Annotated in this window: 21 protein-coding genes; all 21 read left to right on the top strand. The window is 36.1% G+C overall.

Annotated elements, in window-relative coordinates:
• The coding region (locus tag EC501_RS03445) for a transposase (RefSeq protein WP_148037793.1) at positions 1-141 on the top strand (141 nt) is incomplete at its 5' end.
• Between the two features lie 143 nt (positions 142-284).
• The gene (folE, locus tag EC501_RS03450) at positions 285-854 is read left to right on the top strand and encodes a GTP cyclohydrolase I FolE (RefSeq protein WP_122970900.1); all 570 of its coding nucleotides are present in this window, start codon (positions 285-287) and stop codon (positions 852-854) included.
• A 61-nt stretch (positions 855-915) separates the two neighbouring features.
• Complete coding sequence (mtrB, locus tag EC501_RS03455) at positions 916-1137, top strand: trp RNA-binding attenuation protein MtrB (protein ID WP_122970901.1); 222 nt, start codon at positions 916-918, stop codon at positions 1135-1137.
• Positions 1138-1216: 79 nt separating this feature from the next.
• Entirely contained in the window at positions 1217-1963 is a 747-nt protein-coding gene (locus EC501_RS03460) for a heptaprenyl diphosphate synthase component 1 (protein WP_122970902.1), read from the top strand.
• 26 nt (positions 1964-1989) lie between these two features.
• Entirely contained in the window at positions 1990-2694 is a 705-nt protein-coding gene (locus EC501_RS03465) for a demethylmenaquinone methyltransferase (protein ID WP_122970903.1), read from the top strand.
• An 18-nt stretch (positions 2695-2712) separates the two neighbouring features.
• The gene (gene hepT / locus EC501_RS03470; RefSeq protein WP_122970904.1) at positions 2713-3687 is read left to right on the top strand and encodes a heptaprenyl diphosphate synthase component II; all 975 of its coding nucleotides are present in this window, start codon (positions 2713-2715) and stop codon (positions 3685-3687) included.
• Between the two features lie 116 nt (positions 3688-3803).
• The gene (ndk, locus tag EC501_RS03475) at positions 3804-4220 is read left to right on the top strand and encodes a nucleoside-diphosphate kinase (RefSeq protein ID WP_174232643.1); all 417 of its coding nucleotides are present in this window, start codon (positions 3804-3806) and stop codon (positions 4218-4220) included.
• A 108-nt stretch (positions 4221-4328) separates the two neighbouring features.
• On the top strand, positions 4329-4580 hold the full coding sequence (locus EC501_RS03480) for a hypothetical protein (protein ID WP_122970905.1): 252 nt from the start codon (positions 4329-4331) through the stop codon (positions 4578-4580).
• A gap of 120 nt (positions 4581-4700) precedes the next feature.
• Positions 4701-5471, top strand: a complete 771-nt coding sequence (locus EC501_RS03485; RefSeq protein ID WP_122970906.1) for a CheR family methyltransferase — start codon at positions 4701-4703, stop codon at positions 5469-5471.
• 258 nt (positions 5472-5729) lie between these two features.
• Positions 5730-6911, top strand: coding sequence for a chorismate synthase (gene aroC, locus EC501_RS03490; protein WP_122970907.1), 1182 nt, complete (start codon positions 5730-5732; stop codon positions 6909-6911).
• Between the two features lie 3 nt (positions 6912-6914).
• Complete coding sequence (gene aroB / locus EC501_RS03495; protein ID WP_122970908.1) at positions 6915-8006, top strand: 3-dehydroquinate synthase; 1092 nt, start codon at positions 6915-6917, stop codon at positions 8004-8006.
• Positions 8003-8377, top strand: a complete 375-nt coding sequence (aroH, locus tag EC501_RS03500; protein ID WP_122970909.1) for a chorismate mutase — start codon at positions 8003-8005, stop codon at positions 8375-8377. Before aroB ends, aroH begins: the two co-directional genes overlap by 4 nt.
• A 17-nt stretch (positions 8378-8394) precedes the next feature.
• On the top strand, positions 8395-9495 hold the full coding sequence (hisC, locus tag EC501_RS03505) for a histidinol-phosphate transaminase (RefSeq protein WP_122970910.1): 1101 nt from the start codon (positions 8395-8397) through the stop codon (positions 9493-9495).
• Complete coding sequence (locus EC501_RS03510; protein ID WP_122970911.1) at positions 9492-10589, top strand: prephenate dehydrogenase; 1098 nt, start codon at positions 9492-9494, stop codon at positions 10587-10589. The genes hisC and EC501_RS03510 overlap by 4 nt, the downstream gene beginning before the upstream one ends.
• Positions 10590-10621: 32 nt before the next feature.
• Entirely contained in the window at positions 10622-11923 is a 1302-nt protein-coding gene (gene aroA / locus EC501_RS03515; protein ID WP_122970912.1) for a 3-phosphoshikimate 1-carboxyvinyltransferase, read from the top strand.
• Between the two features lie 161 nt (positions 11924-12084).
• Positions 12085-13320, top strand: a complete 1236-nt coding sequence (locus EC501_RS03520) for a tetratricopeptide repeat protein (RefSeq protein ID WP_122970990.1) — start codon at positions 12085-12087, stop codon at positions 13318-13320.
• Between the two features lie 16 nt (positions 13321-13336).
• Complete coding sequence (locus tag EC501_RS03525) at positions 13337-13894, top strand: ReoY family proteolytic degradation factor (protein ID WP_122970913.1); 558 nt, start codon at positions 13337-13339, stop codon at positions 13892-13894.
• Positions 13895-14083: 189 nt separating this feature from the next.
• Positions 14084-14533, top strand: coding sequence for a YpiF family protein (locus EC501_RS03530; RefSeq protein ID WP_122970914.1), 450 nt, complete (start codon positions 14084-14086; stop codon positions 14531-14533).
• Positions 14534-14687: 154 nt separating this feature from the next.
• Complete coding sequence (locus EC501_RS03535; RefSeq protein WP_122970915.1) at positions 14688-15191, top strand: QcrA and Rieske domain-containing protein; 504 nt, start codon at positions 14688-14690, stop codon at positions 15189-15191.
• A 21-nt stretch (positions 15192-15212) separates the two neighbouring features.
• Positions 15213-15887 (top strand): menaquinol-cytochrome c reductase cytochrome b subunit, encoded by a 675-nt coding sequence (qcrB, locus tag EC501_RS03540; RefSeq protein ID WP_122970916.1) that lies wholly within the window; start codon positions 15213-15215, stop codon positions 15885-15887.
• A gap of 46 nt (positions 15888-15933) precedes the next feature.
• Positions 15934-16722 (top strand): menaquinol-cytochrome c reductase cytochrome b/c subunit, encoded by a 789-nt coding sequence (locus EC501_RS03545; protein WP_122970917.1) that lies wholly within the window; start codon positions 15934-15936, stop codon positions 16720-16722.
• Positions 16723-16771: the final 49 nt, after the last annotated feature.

The following is a 16771-nucleotide window of genomic DNA, read 5'->3' on the forward strand; positions in this document are numbered from 1 at the left end:
TCAAATGGTTTTTTAGAAGGAATTAATAATAAATCAAAAGTTTTGAAGCGTAATGCTTATGGTTTTAGAAGCTATGAACACTTTAAAGCGAAAATTTTATTAAATAATTTATCTAAGAAAATTGGGATTCATTTAGGATAATCGGGGTGCCGTGTAATATCACTTCACCCCAACATTTGACATAGAACCTAAAAAAGAAGAGAAACCCTTTTTGCGAATAAAGTCAGTATGTGCTACGATTCATTTTGACAGTGCAACGTTGCATCGGTTTAGGAGGAAGAAAGATGTCGAAAGTGAACTTACAAAAAATAGAAGAAGCCGTAAAAATGATATTAGAAGCAGTGGGTGAAAATGTAGATCGGGAAGGTTTACTAGATACACCGAAACGCGTTTCCAAAATGTACGAAGAAATGTTTAGCGGTATCAATGAAGATCCTAGAGAATTTTTTAGCACCGTTTTTCATGAAGATCATGAGGATTTAGTGTTAGTAAAAGATATTCCATTTTACTCTATGTGCGAGCATCATTTAGTTCCATTCTACGGAAAAGCTCATATTGCCTATTTACCAAAGGATGGACGTGTCGCGGGTTTAAGTAAATTAGGTCGTTGTGTCGAATCTGTTGCCCGCAGACCCCAATTACAAGAACGTATTACGTCTACAGTTGCAGATTCCATCATGGAAATGTTACAACCACAAGGAGTATATGTCGTTGTAGAAGCCGAACATATGTGCATGACGATGCGCGGGTTAAAAAAACCAGGGTCTAAAACAGTTACTTCCGTAGCCCGGGGAGTATATGAGGAAGACGAAGTTTTACGCAGAGAAGTAATTTCATTTATTCAAATGTCTTAAATATAGTGTTTTATTGTGATATGATGTACAAGAATATGTTTATTTGAGGAGAAACGATACTATGACACAACCAGATTATATAATCATTGAAGCACAAGAAGATGGCGTACATGTAATCGGTTTAACACGTGGTACAGATACAAAATTCCATCATTCTGAAAAATTAGATGCTGGAGAAGTAATGATTGCGCAATTTACAGAACATACATCTGCGATGAAAATTCGCGGGAAAGCAAAAATTATTTCTGCCCATGGTATAGTAGAAAGCGGCTCAAAAAAGTAAAATTCATTTGATTGGTGAACCAATCGAACCAATGCAATTGTTTAAACAGTTGCACTTTAAGTAGAATGGAGTAATATCTATGGATGCAACATACATTCAACAATCAATAGAACAATTAAAAACAAATATTTTCATGCATGTTCGTCATAGAACTTTACTGCAGTATACTGGAACACCAGTGGTGAATGAAAATCAATTGTTTTATTTATTATTACCATTTTTGAATGGGGAAAAATGGAGTAAACAAATAGACGAAAGCGCTATTACAGTAGGGATCGTCCATGCCTCTCTTTATGAACATGAGAAAATAAACGAAAAACATGCATTAGATAAAGAGCAGCAGCTGACAGTTCTGTCGGGGGATTTTTATAGTGGACGTTATTATGAAATTTTAGCTCGTTCTGGAAACATTCCATTAATTCGACAGCTTTCTGAAGGTATTGTAAGTCGTTGTGAACATCAAATGAAAGTATATGAATCCAATCAATATACAATGGACCAATGGTATGAAACGATTTCAGTCATACAAACTGAGCTAATTAAAAGATTTTATCAAGTTTATCAATTTGAACAATATAGTACATTTATGCATACAGGATTATTGTTGCTTCAACTACTTGAGGAATATCGTTATCTCCAACAAGGCAAACCATCTATTTTATTTAAAAAAATGATTGAAAGTGCTGAGGATGAAAAAATATTTGAGAGTATGATCGAGAAACAAATTTCATCTCTTAAAAATTTATTAAACGAATATCTTCAATCGTCTACTGTATTAAAAGACGATTTAAAGTTATACATAAAGCAACAAATTGCGCTGAATTAATTTAGCGCTAGAAAGGTTTTGAAAAAATGGCAAAATCGAAAGAACAACATGTACACGAAGTTTTCGAAAGCATTTCCGAAAGCTACGATAAAATGAATTCCGTCATTAGTTTTAAATTACATGTCAAATGGCGTGAAGATACGATGAAGCGTATGAATGTAAAACCGGGCTCTAAATGTTTAGACGTTTGTTGTGGAACAGCGGACTGGACCGTCGCTTTAGCGAAAGCGGTAGGAGAAAACGGTGTTGTAAAAGGATTGGACTTTAGTCAAAATATGTTGAAAGTAGGAGAACAAAAGGTTGTTCCTTATCCACAGGTTGAATTAATTCATGGAAATGCAATGGAACTTCCCTTTGAAGATAACACTTTTGACTATGTGACAATCGGTTTTGGTCTTCGTAACGTTCCGGACTATATGCAAGTGTTACGGGAAATGAATCGAGTTCTTAAGCCGGGTGGAATGGCTGTTTGTCTTGAAACGTCACAATCTGAAATTCCTGTATATAGACAACTATTTCGTTTTTACTTTAATCATATTATGCCTTTATTCGGTAAGCTATTTGCTAAAAGCTATAAAGAATATTCTTGGTTACAAGAATCTGCAAGTGATTTCCCAGGCATGAAAAAACTTGCCAAAATGTTTCAAGATGCTGGTTTTGAAAAGGTAACTTATAAAGGTTATAGCGGTGGGGCAGCTGCTATGCATATGGGATTTAAAAAAGAACATTAGGGGGAGAAGGTTTCACGCGTGGAAAAGATGAAGTTAAAAATACTCTATTCCGATTTGAAATCGGATATAGACATCATCGAAAAAGAATTGGAAAAAGCGTTAAACTCGTCTTCGCACTTGATAAATGATGCCTCTCTCCATCTACTACAATCTGGTGGTAAGCGAATTCGCCCTGTATTTGTTTTAGTTAGTGCTAAGTTTGGGCAATATAACATTGATAAGGTGAAAAACATAGCAGTGCCGTTAGAGTTAATTCATATGGCATCTCTTGTCCATGATGATGTTATTGATAATTCGGATTTGAGAAGGGGTACACATACTGTTAAAGCCCAATGGAATAATCGGGTTGCTATGTATACAGGTGACTTTATTTTTGCGCGGGCATTGGAGTATGTGACATCTATCGAAAATAAAAGAGTTCATCAGATTTTAGCTAAAACAATGGTTGAAATTTGTAATGGTGAAGTTATACAAATAGAAGATAAGTTTCGTAAAGATCAAAACTTAAAAGATTATTTTCGTCGTATTAAACGTAAAACTGCATTACTCATCGAGTCTAGTTGTGAGTTAGGTGCGGTCGTTGGTGGATTAGATGATAAAAGCATCGGTCACTTGAGACGATTTGGTTATTTTGTAGGGATGAGCTATCAAATCGTAGATGATATTTTAGATTTTACGGCTACTGACAAAGAGCTTGGTAAACCTGCAGGTAGTGATTTATTGCAAGGAAATATTACATTGCCGATTCTTTTATTAAAAGGAAATCCAACAATTGATCAATTTATAGACCAAGCTTCTGTAGGAGAGGTTACAGAGAGCGGTCGCCTGGAAATGTTAAAGGTTGTTCGAAATTCCGATTCCATCAAACAGTCTATTACAATCAGTAATCAATATTTAAGAAAAGCCTTGAAGGAAGTAGAGGCTTTACCAAATCATCCTATGAAAAAGAAATTGCGGGATATCGCCTTATTTATTGGTAAACGAAAATTTTAAAATAGCTCATTAAAAATTCGGTATATATTGGTTTTAGTTGATGTATCTAAGTTATTTTGGTAATATTTATCGGTAGGTGTAAATGCCTTATTAGAATTTAAGGAGTGTAAATAAACATGGCAATTGAAAAAACATTTTTAATGATTAAACCAGACGGTGTTAAACGTCAAGTAATTGGAGATATCGTGAATCGTTTTGAACGTCGCGGATTTGAATTAAAAGGTGCTAAACTAATGGTAGCTAGCCGTGAAATCGCAGAAGCTCACTATGCAGAACATGCGGACAAACCTTTCTTCGGTGAATTAGTTGATTTCATCACTTCTGGTCCAGTATTCGCAATGGTATGGGAAGGTGAAAATGTTATTTCATTAGCTCGTACAATGATGGGTAAAACAAACCCAGCTGATTCTCAACCAGGTACTATCCGTGGTGACTTCGCTGTATCAGTTGCTGAAAACATTATCCACGGTTCAGATTCAGTAGAATCTGCTGAACGTGAAATTAGCTTATGGTTCAGTGAAGGCTTAGCTTAATTTTATACAAAACAAAAAACAACTGTCGTTTACTTGCGATAGTTGTTTTTTTAGTGTAAATTAACAGAATAATTAGCGAAATATGGAAAAATAAAGTGGAGGTTTCTAATGGGAACGATTATCGTAATTTGCACTTTTTTATTTATAACGACCGTATCAACTGCTGGGATTGTTACGGATTACTTAAATAAACAATCCAAGTATAGAATAGAAGCGATGAAACAAGAGGTTAAATTAGAAAAATTAAGACAAGAAAGCTTCCTTGTTGAAACAGAAAAGCTTCGTTTAGAAATAGAAAAAACGAGACAGCAATTGGCATTGGATACTACTAAACAACCTTTGTTACAAGAAAAACAATAATAGAACTGTTATATTTTCCATCCCCATGACGATATCAATATAGTTGGAATGATATATATTTCAGATTTTACAAAATTTCGCTATAATAAATTTACGAATAATGAGGGGATAGATGGATCGATGTCAGATTATGAACAATTTATTGCCGGTATAAAAAATAAGACAGGGATTGACCTTGCCCTATATAAAGAAGCTCAGATGAAGCGACGTTTAACATCTCTTTACGAAAAAAAGGGTTATCAAAACTTTGTTGAATTTTTACATGCCCTCGAAAAAGATCGGGATTTAATGAATGAATTTTTAGATCGCATGACGATTAATGTTTCGGAATTTTATCGTAATGGCAAACGTTGGGATGTGCTGCAAAACAAAATTTTTCCGTTATTATTAAATCATAATAAGCGATTGAAAATTTGGAGTGCCGCTTGTTCAACTGGTGAGGAGCCTTATACAATTAGTATGGTATTATCCCATCATATACCATTATCACAAATTCAAGTTTTAGCAACTGATATCGATGAAAATGTCATTCAAAAGGCAAAACTTGGACTATATCCTGAACGTTCCCTTGATGAAGTGCCGAATGATGTGAAACATAAATACTTTATTCAAGAAGGGCCATTCTTCAAGGTGAAGGATGAAATTAAACGTACAGTCACTTTTAAAAAACATAATTTACTGAAGGATACATACGATTCAAATTTAGATTTAATTGTATGCCGAAATGTAATGATTTATTTTACAGAGGAAGCAAAAGATCAAATCTATCAAAAGTTCAGTCAATCGTTACGTCCTGGTGGGGTATTATTTGTAGGTTCAACGGAACAAATTTTTAATCCTAGCCGTTATGGATTTGAAGTAGTGGATACATTTTTCTATCGAAAAATATAAATAAAATCGTTTGTGAAAAGAAAGTGTTAAGTGAATATGACTTTAAAACTTTTTTGAAATGGAATGACGCTTTTCGTATAAACGGAAAGCGTATTTTTACTATTGTCGACTTAACATGAAAAAATGCACCGTTATATACGTATTTCTGAATATTCGGTACTATTTATGTTTCGATTCAAATTTGCCACTGATTTTTAATGTATAATATGTTATAGTAAAAAATACATACTTTAGCGAGTTGAAGGGAGAAAGTGTTTTATGCGTTATCTTACTGCAGGAGAGTCTCATGGACCCCAATTAACAACTATTATCGAGGGGTTACCATCCCTTTTACCAATTACGTCAGAAAAAATAAATTATGATTTAAAACGTCGCCAAGGTGGTCATGGACGTGGTAGACGGATGCAAATTGAAACGGACACAGTTGAAATCGTTGGTGGTGTTCGCCATGGACAAACATTAGGTTCGCCTGTTGCATTAGTAGTGAAAAATGATGACTGGAAGCATTGGACAAAAATTATGGGAGCAGATCCTTTACCAGAAGATATAAATCCTAACGAGATTAAACGCCAAATTTCCCGTCCTCGTCCTGGACATGCTGATTTAGTTGGTGGTATTAAATATGGACATCGTGATTTGCGAAATGTATTAGAACGTTCTAGTGCACGGGAAACGACGGTTCGTGTAGCTGTCGGATCCGTTGCAAAGGCATTGCTAAATGAATTAGGAATTTCAATTGTAAGTCATGTTACGGAAATTGCAGGTATTAAAGCTGATACGTCGAAAATTGAAGGGAAATCTGTAGACGAAATACGTGAGATCGTAGAACAAGATCCATGCTATTGTGTTGACGGGGAAGCTTCTGCAAAAATGGTACAAATGATTGACGAAACGAAAAAAGCAGGAGATTCCATCGGTGGAGTAGTTGAAGTTATTGTGGAAGGTCTTCCTGCTGGGATTGGTTCTTATGTACATTACGACCGGAAATTAGACGGTAGACTAGCACAAGCGATGCTTTCGATTAATGCATTTAAAGGAGTAGAATTTGGCATTGGTTTTGAAATGGCCCGCCGAAAAGGGTCAGAAGTTCATGATGAAATTTTATGGGATGAAGAAATGGGATATACACGGAGAACAAATCGTTTAGGTGGGTTAGAAGGTGGTATGTCCACGGGTATGCCGATTGTCGTTCGAGGCGTAATGAAACCAATCCCTACTCTTTATAAACCGCTTCAAAGTGTAGATATCGAAACGAAGGAACCATTTAAAGCAAGTGTGGAACGTTCTGATAGTTGTGCAGTACCAGCTGCTTCTATTGTTGCCGAGAATGTCATTGCTTGGGAAATTGCAAGTGTTATTGTGGATCAATTCCATAGTGATCAATTGCCCCAATTAAAAGCTCAAATTGACGAGATGAGAAAAGTTGCGAAGGAGTTTTAGTTGATGAAAATCCCCGTTAATACAGCTTCCCATCAGTACGACGTTACAATTGGTAATGAAATACTAACGACTGCAATGGAATCCTATAAAGATATAATAAATAAGGCAGATAAACTATTCGTATTGACAGATGAAAATGTATGGAATAATCAAGGCACTTATTTTAAAGATCATTTTCCATACCCTTTTGAAGTTTTTGTAATGCCTGCAGGGGAAGAGTGTAAAAGCTTTGATAATTTTAAAAGGGCCCATACGTTTTTAATTGAAAAAAATGGTACTCGGAAATCAATTTTATTTGCATTTGGTGGCGGAGCAGTTGGCGATTTAACCGGATTTGTTGCAGCAACATTTATGCGTGGAATCCCTTTTATTCAAATTCCAACGACTATATTAGCTCATGATTCTGCAGTAGGTGGAAAAACGGCTATCAATCATCCTCAAGGGAAAAATTTAGTTGGTGCTTTTTATCAGCCTGAAGGGGTTGTTTATGATATTCATTTTTTACAGTCGTTAAATGAGCGGGAAGTTCGTTCTGGAATGGCTGAAGTCGTAAAACATGCGATGATTTCCGATGCAAAATGGCTAGAAAAATTAATGGCTTGTCCTTCCCTAAATAAAATGGCACAGGATGAATTAGCTTTTCATTTGAAATCAGGAATTGAAGTAAAAGCGAAAATTGTAACTGAAGATGAAACAGAACAATCTGTTCGAAAGTATTTGAACTTTGGTCATACATATGGTCATGCCTTAGAAGCGGCAGCAGGATATGGGGAACTTGCCCATGGTGAAGCGGTCATGATAGGGATGGTTTATGCGTTACTATTAAGTGAGCGTTATGGTCAAATTAATCGTTCATTTACGAAATCATTTTTACAATACGCTTATCACAATGGGTATCCGTTTGAACAAGTAGTAAAATATCCGTTTGAAACATTACAACCATTTATCGTTAAAGATAAAAAGGCGGAATATGGTGAGTTAAAGTTCGTTTTACTTAGTAAAATTGGAACGCCTTTTATGCAACCAATTGAACTAGCTGAATGTAGAAACGTAGATAGCGAGTTCCGAGCGTTAGTTATGGAGGTATGTAAATGATTAGAGGAGTTAGAGGGGCAACGACGGTAACAGCGGATCAACCAGAATTAATTTATAACGAAACTGAAATTTTGATGAAGGAGATTGTAAGACTTAATCAATTACAACCGGAAGATATTATTTCGGTCTTCATCTCTACTACGACGGATTTAGTTTCAGGATTTCCAGCTAAGGCGGTTCGCTCCATTGAAGGGTGGCAATACGTTCCGACAATGTGTACTCATGAGATGAATGTCCCAAATGCTCTTCCAATGTGTATTCGTGTATTAGTGCATGTCAATACGGATCTAAGCCAAAAGGAAATTCGTCATGTTTATTTAAATAATGCAGTCGTGCTGAGACCTGATTTAGTACAAGAGACAAACAAATAGGTAGAGGAGACGTTTATATGAAGTGGAAACAACAAATTTTCGGAATGAAAGCTTACCAACCCGGTAAACCGATGGAAGAAGTGAAAAAAGAGTTTGGCTTAGATGAAGTAGTAAAGCTTGCCTCAAATGAAAATCCTTATGGTTTTTCACCGAAAGTAAAGGCATTTTTAAATAATGAAAATACAAATCATGCGATATATCCGGATGGATATGCACAAAATTTACGTACGGCTGTTGCAAATCATTTAGGAGTTAAAGAAACGGAATTACTATTTGGAAATGGTTCAGACGATATAATAGCAATTATTACCCGTGCCCTTCTATATCCGGGAGTAAACACGGTAATGGCAACCCCTTCCTTCTCCCAATATAGTCATAATGCTGAAATTGAAGGCGCAGAAGTAAGAAAAGTACCTTTAAAAGATGGCAAACATGATTTAAAGGCGATGCTTGAAGCAATTGATGAAAATACTTCCGTCGTTTGGGTATGTAATCCTAACAATCCAACAGGTACGATTGTTCATCATCATGAATTACAAACATTTTTACAAAATGTTCCTCAAGATGTATTAGTCGTTCTCGATGAGGCTTATTTTGAATATGTTGATTCACCGGATTATCAAAATTCCATTCCTTTTATACATGAATATCCTAATATTATTATTTTACGTACATTCTCAAAAGCTTACGGTTTAGCCTCTTTCCGCGTAGGCTATGCCATCGCCAACGAAGAAGTTATTGCAAAACTTGATCCAGTTCGTGCGCCATTTAATAATACAATATTAAGCCATAAAGTAGCGATTGTAGCTTTAGAAGATCAAGAATTTATCCGTTCTTGTAAAGAAAAAAATGAAAATGGGAAAAAGCAATTTGTTCGTTTCTGTGAAAAACATCATTTCCATTACTACCCATCCCAAACAAACTTTATATTATTTGAAGTAAAAGCTGATAGTGATGTTGTATTCAATGAAATGATGAAACGCGGTTTTATTATTCGAAGCGGTAATGCGTTAGAAGCCCCTGGATATATTCGTGTAACAATTGGTACAGAAGAACAAAATGAAAAGTTTTTATCTTTACTTGAAGAAGTGCTGACAGAACAAGGGGTTTTTGCATGACACGTAATGTCTTAGTAATTGGATTAGGGTTAATTGGGGGCTCTATTGCTTTGTCTTGTCAAAAAGCCCCCGATACAAAAGTATTTGGTTACGATTACAATGAAAAGACAAGAGCCCAAGCTGCAAAGTTAAAAATTGTCCATGAAGTAGTGGATGATGTGTTAAAAGCTGCGAGCATGGCAGATATTATTATTTTCGGAACACCTGTCAATGCGACTATTGAATGGTTAGAACAATTAAAAAAATGGCCGTTAAAGAAAAATGTCATTGTAACGGACACAGGAAGTACAAAAGGGTTAATAATGGAAAAAGGGGCAGAGCTTCGTGAATGTGGGATTACCTTTATAGGGGGACATCCTATGGCTGGTTCCCATAAAAGTGGTGTTCAAGCTGCAAAAGCCCATTTATTTGAAAATGCATATTACATGTTAACACCTTTACACAATGAAAAAGAAGATAACATCAATGCATTAGAACAATTATTAAAATTTACTTTAGCGAAATTAGTTAGAGTAGATGCCCATGAACATGATCATATGACAGCAGTTGTTAGTCACTTTCCACATCTCGTGGCAGCTTCCCTTGTTCATCAATTAGATGCAGAACAAAAACGTTACCCGATGACAAGTTTACTCGCTGCTGGTGGTTTTCGTGATATTACGCGCATCGCTTCTTCTAACCCACTAATGTGGAAAGATATTGTACTTCAAAATCGTGAGGAATTACTATCCCAATTAAATTTATGGTTAGCTGAAATGAACCGGGTAAAATCTTTATTGATTGGTCTGGATCAATCGGCAATTGAAGAATATTTTGCAACTGCAAAAGAAGTAAGGGATCAGTTACCCATTTCAACAGGTGTATTCTATTCAACTTACGATTTATATGTCGATATCCCTGACTATCCAGGTGTTATATCAGAGTTAACTGGATATTTAGCTGAAGAAAAAATTAGTATAACGAACATTCGAGTTGTGGAAGCGCGGGAAGACCTTTTCGGTATTTTAGTCATTAGTTTCCAAAATGCAGATGATCGTGATAAAGCTGAAAAATGTATTAGTAAAAAAACAAATTATGAAATGTATGTTTCGTAATCGGCACATTTGTTTCTGAAAGGAGTACTTACATGTCTTCTACAAAAGTTTTAGATAATCAAAACATTCGTCTTCAAGGATCGATTGTTGTACCAGGTGATAAATCAATTTCCCACCGTTCAATTATGTTTGGAGCCATTGCGAAGGGGAAGACAACGGTTAGCGGCTTTCTTCTTGGTGAAGATTGTTTAAGTACGATTGATTGTTTCCGTAAACTAGGTGTGAACATTGAAGTGAACGGCACGGATGTAACCATTCAAAGTGATGGTATGGACAATTGGAAAGAGCCAAAAGAAGTGCTTTATACTGGGAACTCAGGTACAACGACAAGATTAATGCTGGGCATTTTGTCTGGTACGCATTTGCATACCGTCATGACTGGAGATGCTTCCATTGGTAAACGTCCGATGCGACGGGTAACGGACCCACTCCGTTTAATGGGGGCGAAAATTGCCGGTCGTGAAAATGGACAATATACTCCTTTAGCTATTCAAGGAACAAAACTTAAAGCGATTGATTATACGATGCCAGTAGCTAGTGCACAAGTGAAATCAGCCATTCTTTTAGCTGGACTTCGTGCAGAAGGGACAACGATTGTCCGAGAAAAAGAGATTTCCCGGGATCATACTGAACGAATGTTAAAGCAATTTGGCGCTAACATTGAAGTTCAGGAAGGGATTATATCCTTCCAAGGAGGGCAACAATTACAAGCAACCCATGTGAATGTGCCAGGGGACATTTCATCTGCTGCTTTCTTTTTAGTTGCAGGAGCAATTACACCGAATAGTGAAATTACAATGGAAAATGTGGGAGTAAATCCTACTAGAGCAGGTATTTTAGAAGTTTTAGAAAAAATGGGCGCAGATATAACGGTAACGATAGAAGATGAGCATGCTGCTGAACCGACTGCAACGATTACGATACGATCATCGTCTCTTCAAGCTACAACGATTGAAGGAGAGATTATTCCACGACTAATCGATGAAATCCCAATCATTGCCTTATTAGCTACGCAAGCACAAGGAACAACAGTTATTCGTAATGCTGAAGAGCTAAAAGTAAAGGAAACAGATCGGATTACAGCAGTTGTAACAGAGCTAAAAAAACTTGGAGCTAATATTGAAGCGACAGATGATGGCATGGTTATCCATGGACCAACGGCTCTTGGCGGAGGCCAATTACAGTCCTATGGAGACCACCGTATTGGTATGATGTCGGTGGTCGCATCTTTCATTTCTTCGTCACCAATTCAAATAGATGACACAGATTGTATCGCAGTGTCATATCCTTCGTTCTTTGACCATGTTCGTGAGCTAAAAAATGAAATATACTAAAATTAGTCCACTTGATCACTGGATGATTACTATTTATAGTAGGTAGGATCTTCCCGAAAAGGGACAGGTCCTTTTTCTTGTTTCTATTAATTGAGTGCGGTAGCATAGTATATTGACTATGAATAAAAAGGTGAGTAAATTTGACAAATACAACGAATGAAATGATTCAAGCAATACAAAATGGTGATTTACAACAAGTTAATACGTATTTAGAGACGTTTTTGTTAAATGAAAATCCAGAGGTTCAGTATGAAATAGCAGATTTACTTATGCAATTTGGCTATTTACCGGAAGCAAATCGAGTATATGAACATTTACAGTTTTTATTTCCGGATGAAGCACAAGTGGCCATTGATCGAGCTTCCGTCTTAATTGAATTAGGGGAAGAAGATGAAGCGCTGCAATTATTGATGGGTATTGACTCAGAGTCTCCCGAATATCCTCAAAGTTTATTACTACTAGCAGACTATTATCAAATGCAAGGATTATATGAAGTAGCTGAAACACGGATTAATGAGGCATTAGAGTTATTGCCAAACGAACCATTATTACAATTTGCTAAAGCGGAATTATTATTTGAAACGGGACGTTTTACCGAAGCGGCTCGTATTTATGAAGAATTACATGGAAAACAGAGCGAAATAGCTGGGGTAGTACTTGCTGAACGACTGGCGGAGGTTTATCGTTCTGGTGGGGGATATGAAACAGCCCTTGACTATTACATGGAAGCATTAGAAAAGTCTGTAACTCCCGATTTATTATTCGGATCTGCCTATGCCGCTTTTCAATCAGAAAAATATGAACTTGCCATTAAACAATTAGAAGATTTGAAGGAATTGGATATCGATTACTTTAGTGCCTACTTATTATTAGCAGAAAGTTATGCGATGATAGAAGATAACAAAAAAGCACTGAAAATAATTGAAGAAGGTTTAAAACGGGATGAGTATGAAAAATCCTTTTATTTATTTGCCGGCAAGATGGCGCTGAAAAATAATCTTCCAGATAAAGCAATTCAATATTTACAGCAAGCGATTGCTTTAGATACAGAATATATGGAAGCCATTTTAGTGCTAATGTCGATTTATGCAAATCAAGAACGCTTCGGGGAAATTATCGATTTATATGAAGAATTAAAAAACGATGATTTTGACTGGAGCGCTTTATATCCAATAGTTGCAGATGCTTATGCAAAAGATGAGCAGTATGAACGCGCATACGAAATTTACAAGGTAGCATATAATGATTTTAAAGACGAACCGTCGTTTTTAGAAAAATATTGTTATTTCTTGATAGAAGAAGGAAAAAGAGACGAGGCACGTGATATTGTTAATCAATTAATTGCTTTAGAACCTACTGAGCAACAATGGATTGATCTGCTTTACACTCTTGAATAAAAGGAGGGATAGCAAAATGACTTCTTCCGTTCCGATTATAGATAAAAAAACTTTTGTTCGTTGGTTTCTGAAAAATTTCCAATTGAAAAGAAGAGAATGTGTTTGGATTTTAAATTACTTATTAAGTAATGATAACTTGTTGGAAAATATCCACTTTGTTGAAGAAGCCCATTATTGTCCTCGTGCAATCGTTATGTCATCTGTTGATTCAAATGGGGTACCGTTTCGTTTCTACAAAGGGAATATTATGACAAGTGATGCAGAGAAGTCTTTTCATGATTTACGATTACATCCAAATGAAAGCATGTATATCCAATTGAATTTTCCTAACATACCACCAAGTGGCCAGTATTTAGCTGTATTAGAGGAAAATCCTTATATGCCAAAATTTTTACACATTAGTGAAAAGGATCGACTCATTGCAGAAGAAATGTTAAATAATAGCTTGTTGGCTTTCCAAGAAGAAAAGCTGTTAAAAGAAATTGACGATGCATTAGATAAAGGGGATAAAGAAAGATTTTATTCGCTATCCAATTTACTCCAAGCATTAAAACAAACATCAAAAAACTTTTAATTTCTCCCATTCAGCCGTGGAAAATCGGCTGAATGGGAATTAAATTGTTTGGATAAGTTTGGATAATTCGATTAATATTATTTTAGTAAAACGAATACATACATAAAAGAGAGATAGTTTTTATTTTTAGATGATAATTTTTTATTATTTTTGGCAATAGTAAATATTGATATAGATGGAGGAGAAGCAATGTTTTTTAATGTAAATGATGTGCAACAGTTTCAAAGCCAAAAGGATTTTATCGATACGGCTCTCGTACCATTATTATCTCTAGATTTTGAAGAAGGAAAGATGAAGCAAAGTAGTTCGGCAGCAGAATTTTTAATGTCCCTTACTTCTTTTATTGAACAACAATTTAAAGGGCGTTTAATGCTAATCCCGCCATTTTCTTATACAGAGCAAACGAAAAGTGGGTTGAATGTTTCGTTATTAAAAGAGGAACTGAATCAAGCAGGTTTTAAACATGTCCTCTTTATTACAACAGACCATTCATGGACAAGCTTAAATGAGCAAATGGATATTCTATGGTTACCTTCAATTCCATTGGAATTTATGGATAGTGGGGTAAAAAAATCGGTGCTTGAAGAGCAACTTAAACAAGTCATCCCAATACTTTCTACCAAATGGTCTCAAAGTTAGTAAATTGTTTCATTAAATGTTCACAATCTTGTCGAATCTACTGAATGCATTATTGACCAACCTATTTTCTTGATATATCATAGATATGTCCTAGTATTACTATTTGTAAAAGTATGTCCGTTGGACTGACCTTTTAGTTAGAGGGGGGAAAAGGATGAGTAACAATCGAGTTTCAAGACGTCAATTTCTTAACTACACTTTAACTGGTGTTGGTGGATTTATGGCGGCGGGCATTTTAATGCCAATGGTACGTTTTGCAATTGATCCAGCGCTACAAACACATGCAGATGGTGATTTTGTACAAACAAGTACAAAAGTTGCAGATCTTACAGAAGAGCCAGTAAAAGTTGACTTTTCATATGAACAAGTTGATGCTTGGTACAAATCAGAGGTTACTGATACTGCTTGGGTGTATAAAGAAGGAGATAAAATTATCGCTCTTTCACCGGTGTGTAAACATTTAGGATGTACTGTAAACTGGAACAGTGATTCAGCACACCCAAATCAATTCTTCTGTGCATGTCACGGTGGACGTTATGAGAAAACTGGTAAAAATGTTCCGGGTACACCACCATTAGGTCCGTTGGACGAGTATGAAGTATCAGAAAAAGATGGCTTCTTATTGCTTGGGAAAAAAATGGCAAATACTTTAGTTTAATTAGTTAGGGGGTAGACAAGAGTGCTAAATAAAATTTATGATTGGGTCGATGAGCGACTAGATATTACTCCAATTTGGCGTGATATTGCCGACCACGAAGTGCCAGAGCACGTTAACCCTGCACATCACTTTTCAGCATTTGTATACTGTTTCGGCGGTTTAACATTCTTTGTTACTGTTATCCAGATCTTATCCGGTATGTTCTTAACAATGTACTATGTGCCAGACGTAGAAAATGCATGGAAATCAGTTTATTATTTACAAAACGAAGTAGCCTTTGGTGAAATTGTACGTGGTATGCACCACTGGGGAGCTTCATTAGTTATCGTAATGATGTTCTTACATACACTTCGTGTATTCTTCACAGGTTCTTATAAAAAACCTCGTGAGTTAAACTGGATTGTAGGCGTATTAATCTTCTGTGTAATGTTAGGTTTAGGTTTCACAGGATACTTATTACCTTGGGATATGAAAGCGCTATTCGCTACAAAAGTTGGTATCGAGATTGCAGCTTCTGTTCCGTTTATTGGTGAGCTGATTAAAGTTTTACTTGCAGGGGATGCAACAATAATTGGTGCACAAACGTTAACACGTTTCTTCGCTATTCATGTATTCTTCTTACCAGCAGCATTATTTGCATTGCTTGCAGCACACTTTATCATGATTCGTCGTCAAGGTATTTCAGGACCTCTATGATTTAGTTCATTTGAAAGGTCTATGATTTTTTAAAGGAGGGGACACTATGCATCGCGGAAAAGGGATGAAATTCGTAGGTGACTCGCGCGTTAAAGCTAATAACCGTATGGTCAATATGCCTAAAGATTATTCCGAATATCCAGGTAAAACTGAAGCGTTCTGGCCTGATTTCTTATTAAAAGAATGGATGGTTGGTGCCGTTTTCTTAATTGGATATTTATTATTAACTGTCGCACACCCTTCACCACTTGAAGGTCCGGCAGATCCAACTAACGCTTCATATATTCCATTACCAGACTGGTATTTCTTATTCTTATACCAATTATTAAAATATACTTATGCTTCTGGTCCTTACAATATTGTTGGAGCAATTATTATTCCTGGTTTAACTATTGGCGCGTTATTATTAATGCCGTTCTTAGACAAAGGTCCTGAACGTCGACCATCTAAACGTCCATTGCCAACAGCATTTATGTTATTAGCGCTTGCTTCAATGGTTTACTTAACTTGGGAATCTGTAGTTAACCATGACTGGGAAGCTGCAGCAAAACAAGGTGAAATTAAAGAAGAAGTAGATATCGAAATCGATGAAACTGCAGAAGGTTACTTAATCTTCACTGGTGAACAAGGTAAATCTTGTATCGCTTGTCACGGAGCTGACATGCAAGGTGGAGGAGCTGCGCCTCCTTTAGTAGGTAACGAATTAACTGCTGAAGAAGTTGCAGAAGTAATTAAAAATGGTCGTGGTGCAATGCCAGCTGGTCAATTTGCAGGTACGGATGAAGAACTTCAAGTTTTAGCTGAATTTATCGCAAGCTTAAAAGCTGAAGAATAATATTTGTATTTATAAAGAGAGTCGGGAAACTGACTCTCTTCTCTTTTAT

Source organism: Lysinibacillus halotolerans (assembly GCF_003711845.1).
GTDB lineage: Bacteria > Bacillota > Bacilli > Bacillales_A > Planococcaceae > Ureibacillus > Ureibacillus halotolerans.

Coding starts and splice junctions, on each gene's coding strand:
- aroB (WP_122970908.1), top strand. CDS start 6,915: ATGAAAATCCCCGTTAATACAGCTTCCCATCAGTACGACGTTACAATT.
- EC501_RS03465 (WP_122970903.1), top strand. CDS start 1,990: ATGGCAAAATCGAAAGAACAACATGTACACGAAGTTTTCGAAAGCATT.
- EC501_RS03510 (WP_122970911.1), top strand. CDS start 9,492: ATGACACGTAATGTCTTAGTAATTGGATTAGGGTTAATTGGGGGCTCT.
- EC501_RS03520 (WP_122970990.1), top strand. CDS start 12,085: ATGATTCAAGCAATACAAAATGGTGATTTACAACAAGTTAATACGTAT.
- EC501_RS03545 (WP_122970917.1), top strand. CDS start 15,934: ATGCATCGCGGAAAAGGGATGAAATTCGTAGGTGACTCGCGCGTTAAA.
- mtrB (WP_122970901.1), top strand. CDS start 916: ATGACACAACCAGATTATATAATCATTGAAGCACAAGAAGATGGCGTA.
- ndk (WP_174232643.1), top strand. CDS start 3,804: ATGGCAATTGAAAAAACATTTTTAATGATTAAACCAGACGGTGTTAAA.
- aroA (WP_122970912.1), top strand. CDS start 10,622: ATGTCTTCTACAAAAGTTTTAGATAATCAAAACATTCGTCTTCAAGGA.
- EC501_RS03525 (WP_122970913.1), top strand. CDS start 13,337: ATGACTTCTTCCGTTCCGATTATAGATAAAAAAACTTTTGTTCGTTGG.
- hisC (WP_122970910.1), top strand. CDS start 8,395: ATGAAGTGGAAACAACAAATTTTCGGAATGAAAGCTTACCAACCCGGT.
- aroC (WP_122970907.1), top strand. CDS start 5,730: ATGCGTTATCTTACTGCAGGAGAGTCTCATGGACCCCAATTAACAACT.
- folE (WP_122970900.1), top strand. CDS start 285: ATGTCGAAAGTGAACTTACAAAAAATAGAAGAAGCCGTAAAAATGATA.
- EC501_RS03530 (WP_122970914.1), top strand. CDS start 14,084: ATGTTTTTTAATGTAAATGATGTGCAACAGTTTCAAAGCCAAAAGGAT.
- EC501_RS03460 (WP_122970902.1), top strand. CDS start 1,217: ATGGATGCAACATACATTCAACAATCAATAGAACAATTAAAAACAAAT.
- aroH (WP_122970909.1), top strand. CDS start 8,003: ATGATTAGAGGAGTTAGAGGGGCAACGACGGTAACAGCGGATCAACCA.
- EC501_RS03485 (WP_122970906.1), top strand. CDS start 4,701: ATGTCAGATTATGAACAATTTATTGCCGGTATAAAAAATAAGACAGGG.
- EC501_RS03535 (WP_122970915.1), top strand. CDS start 14,688: ATGAGTAACAATCGAGTTTCAAGACGTCAATTTCTTAACTACACTTTA.
- EC501_RS03480 (WP_122970905.1), top strand. CDS start 4,329: ATGGGAACGATTATCGTAATTTGCACTTTTTTATTTATAACGACCGTA.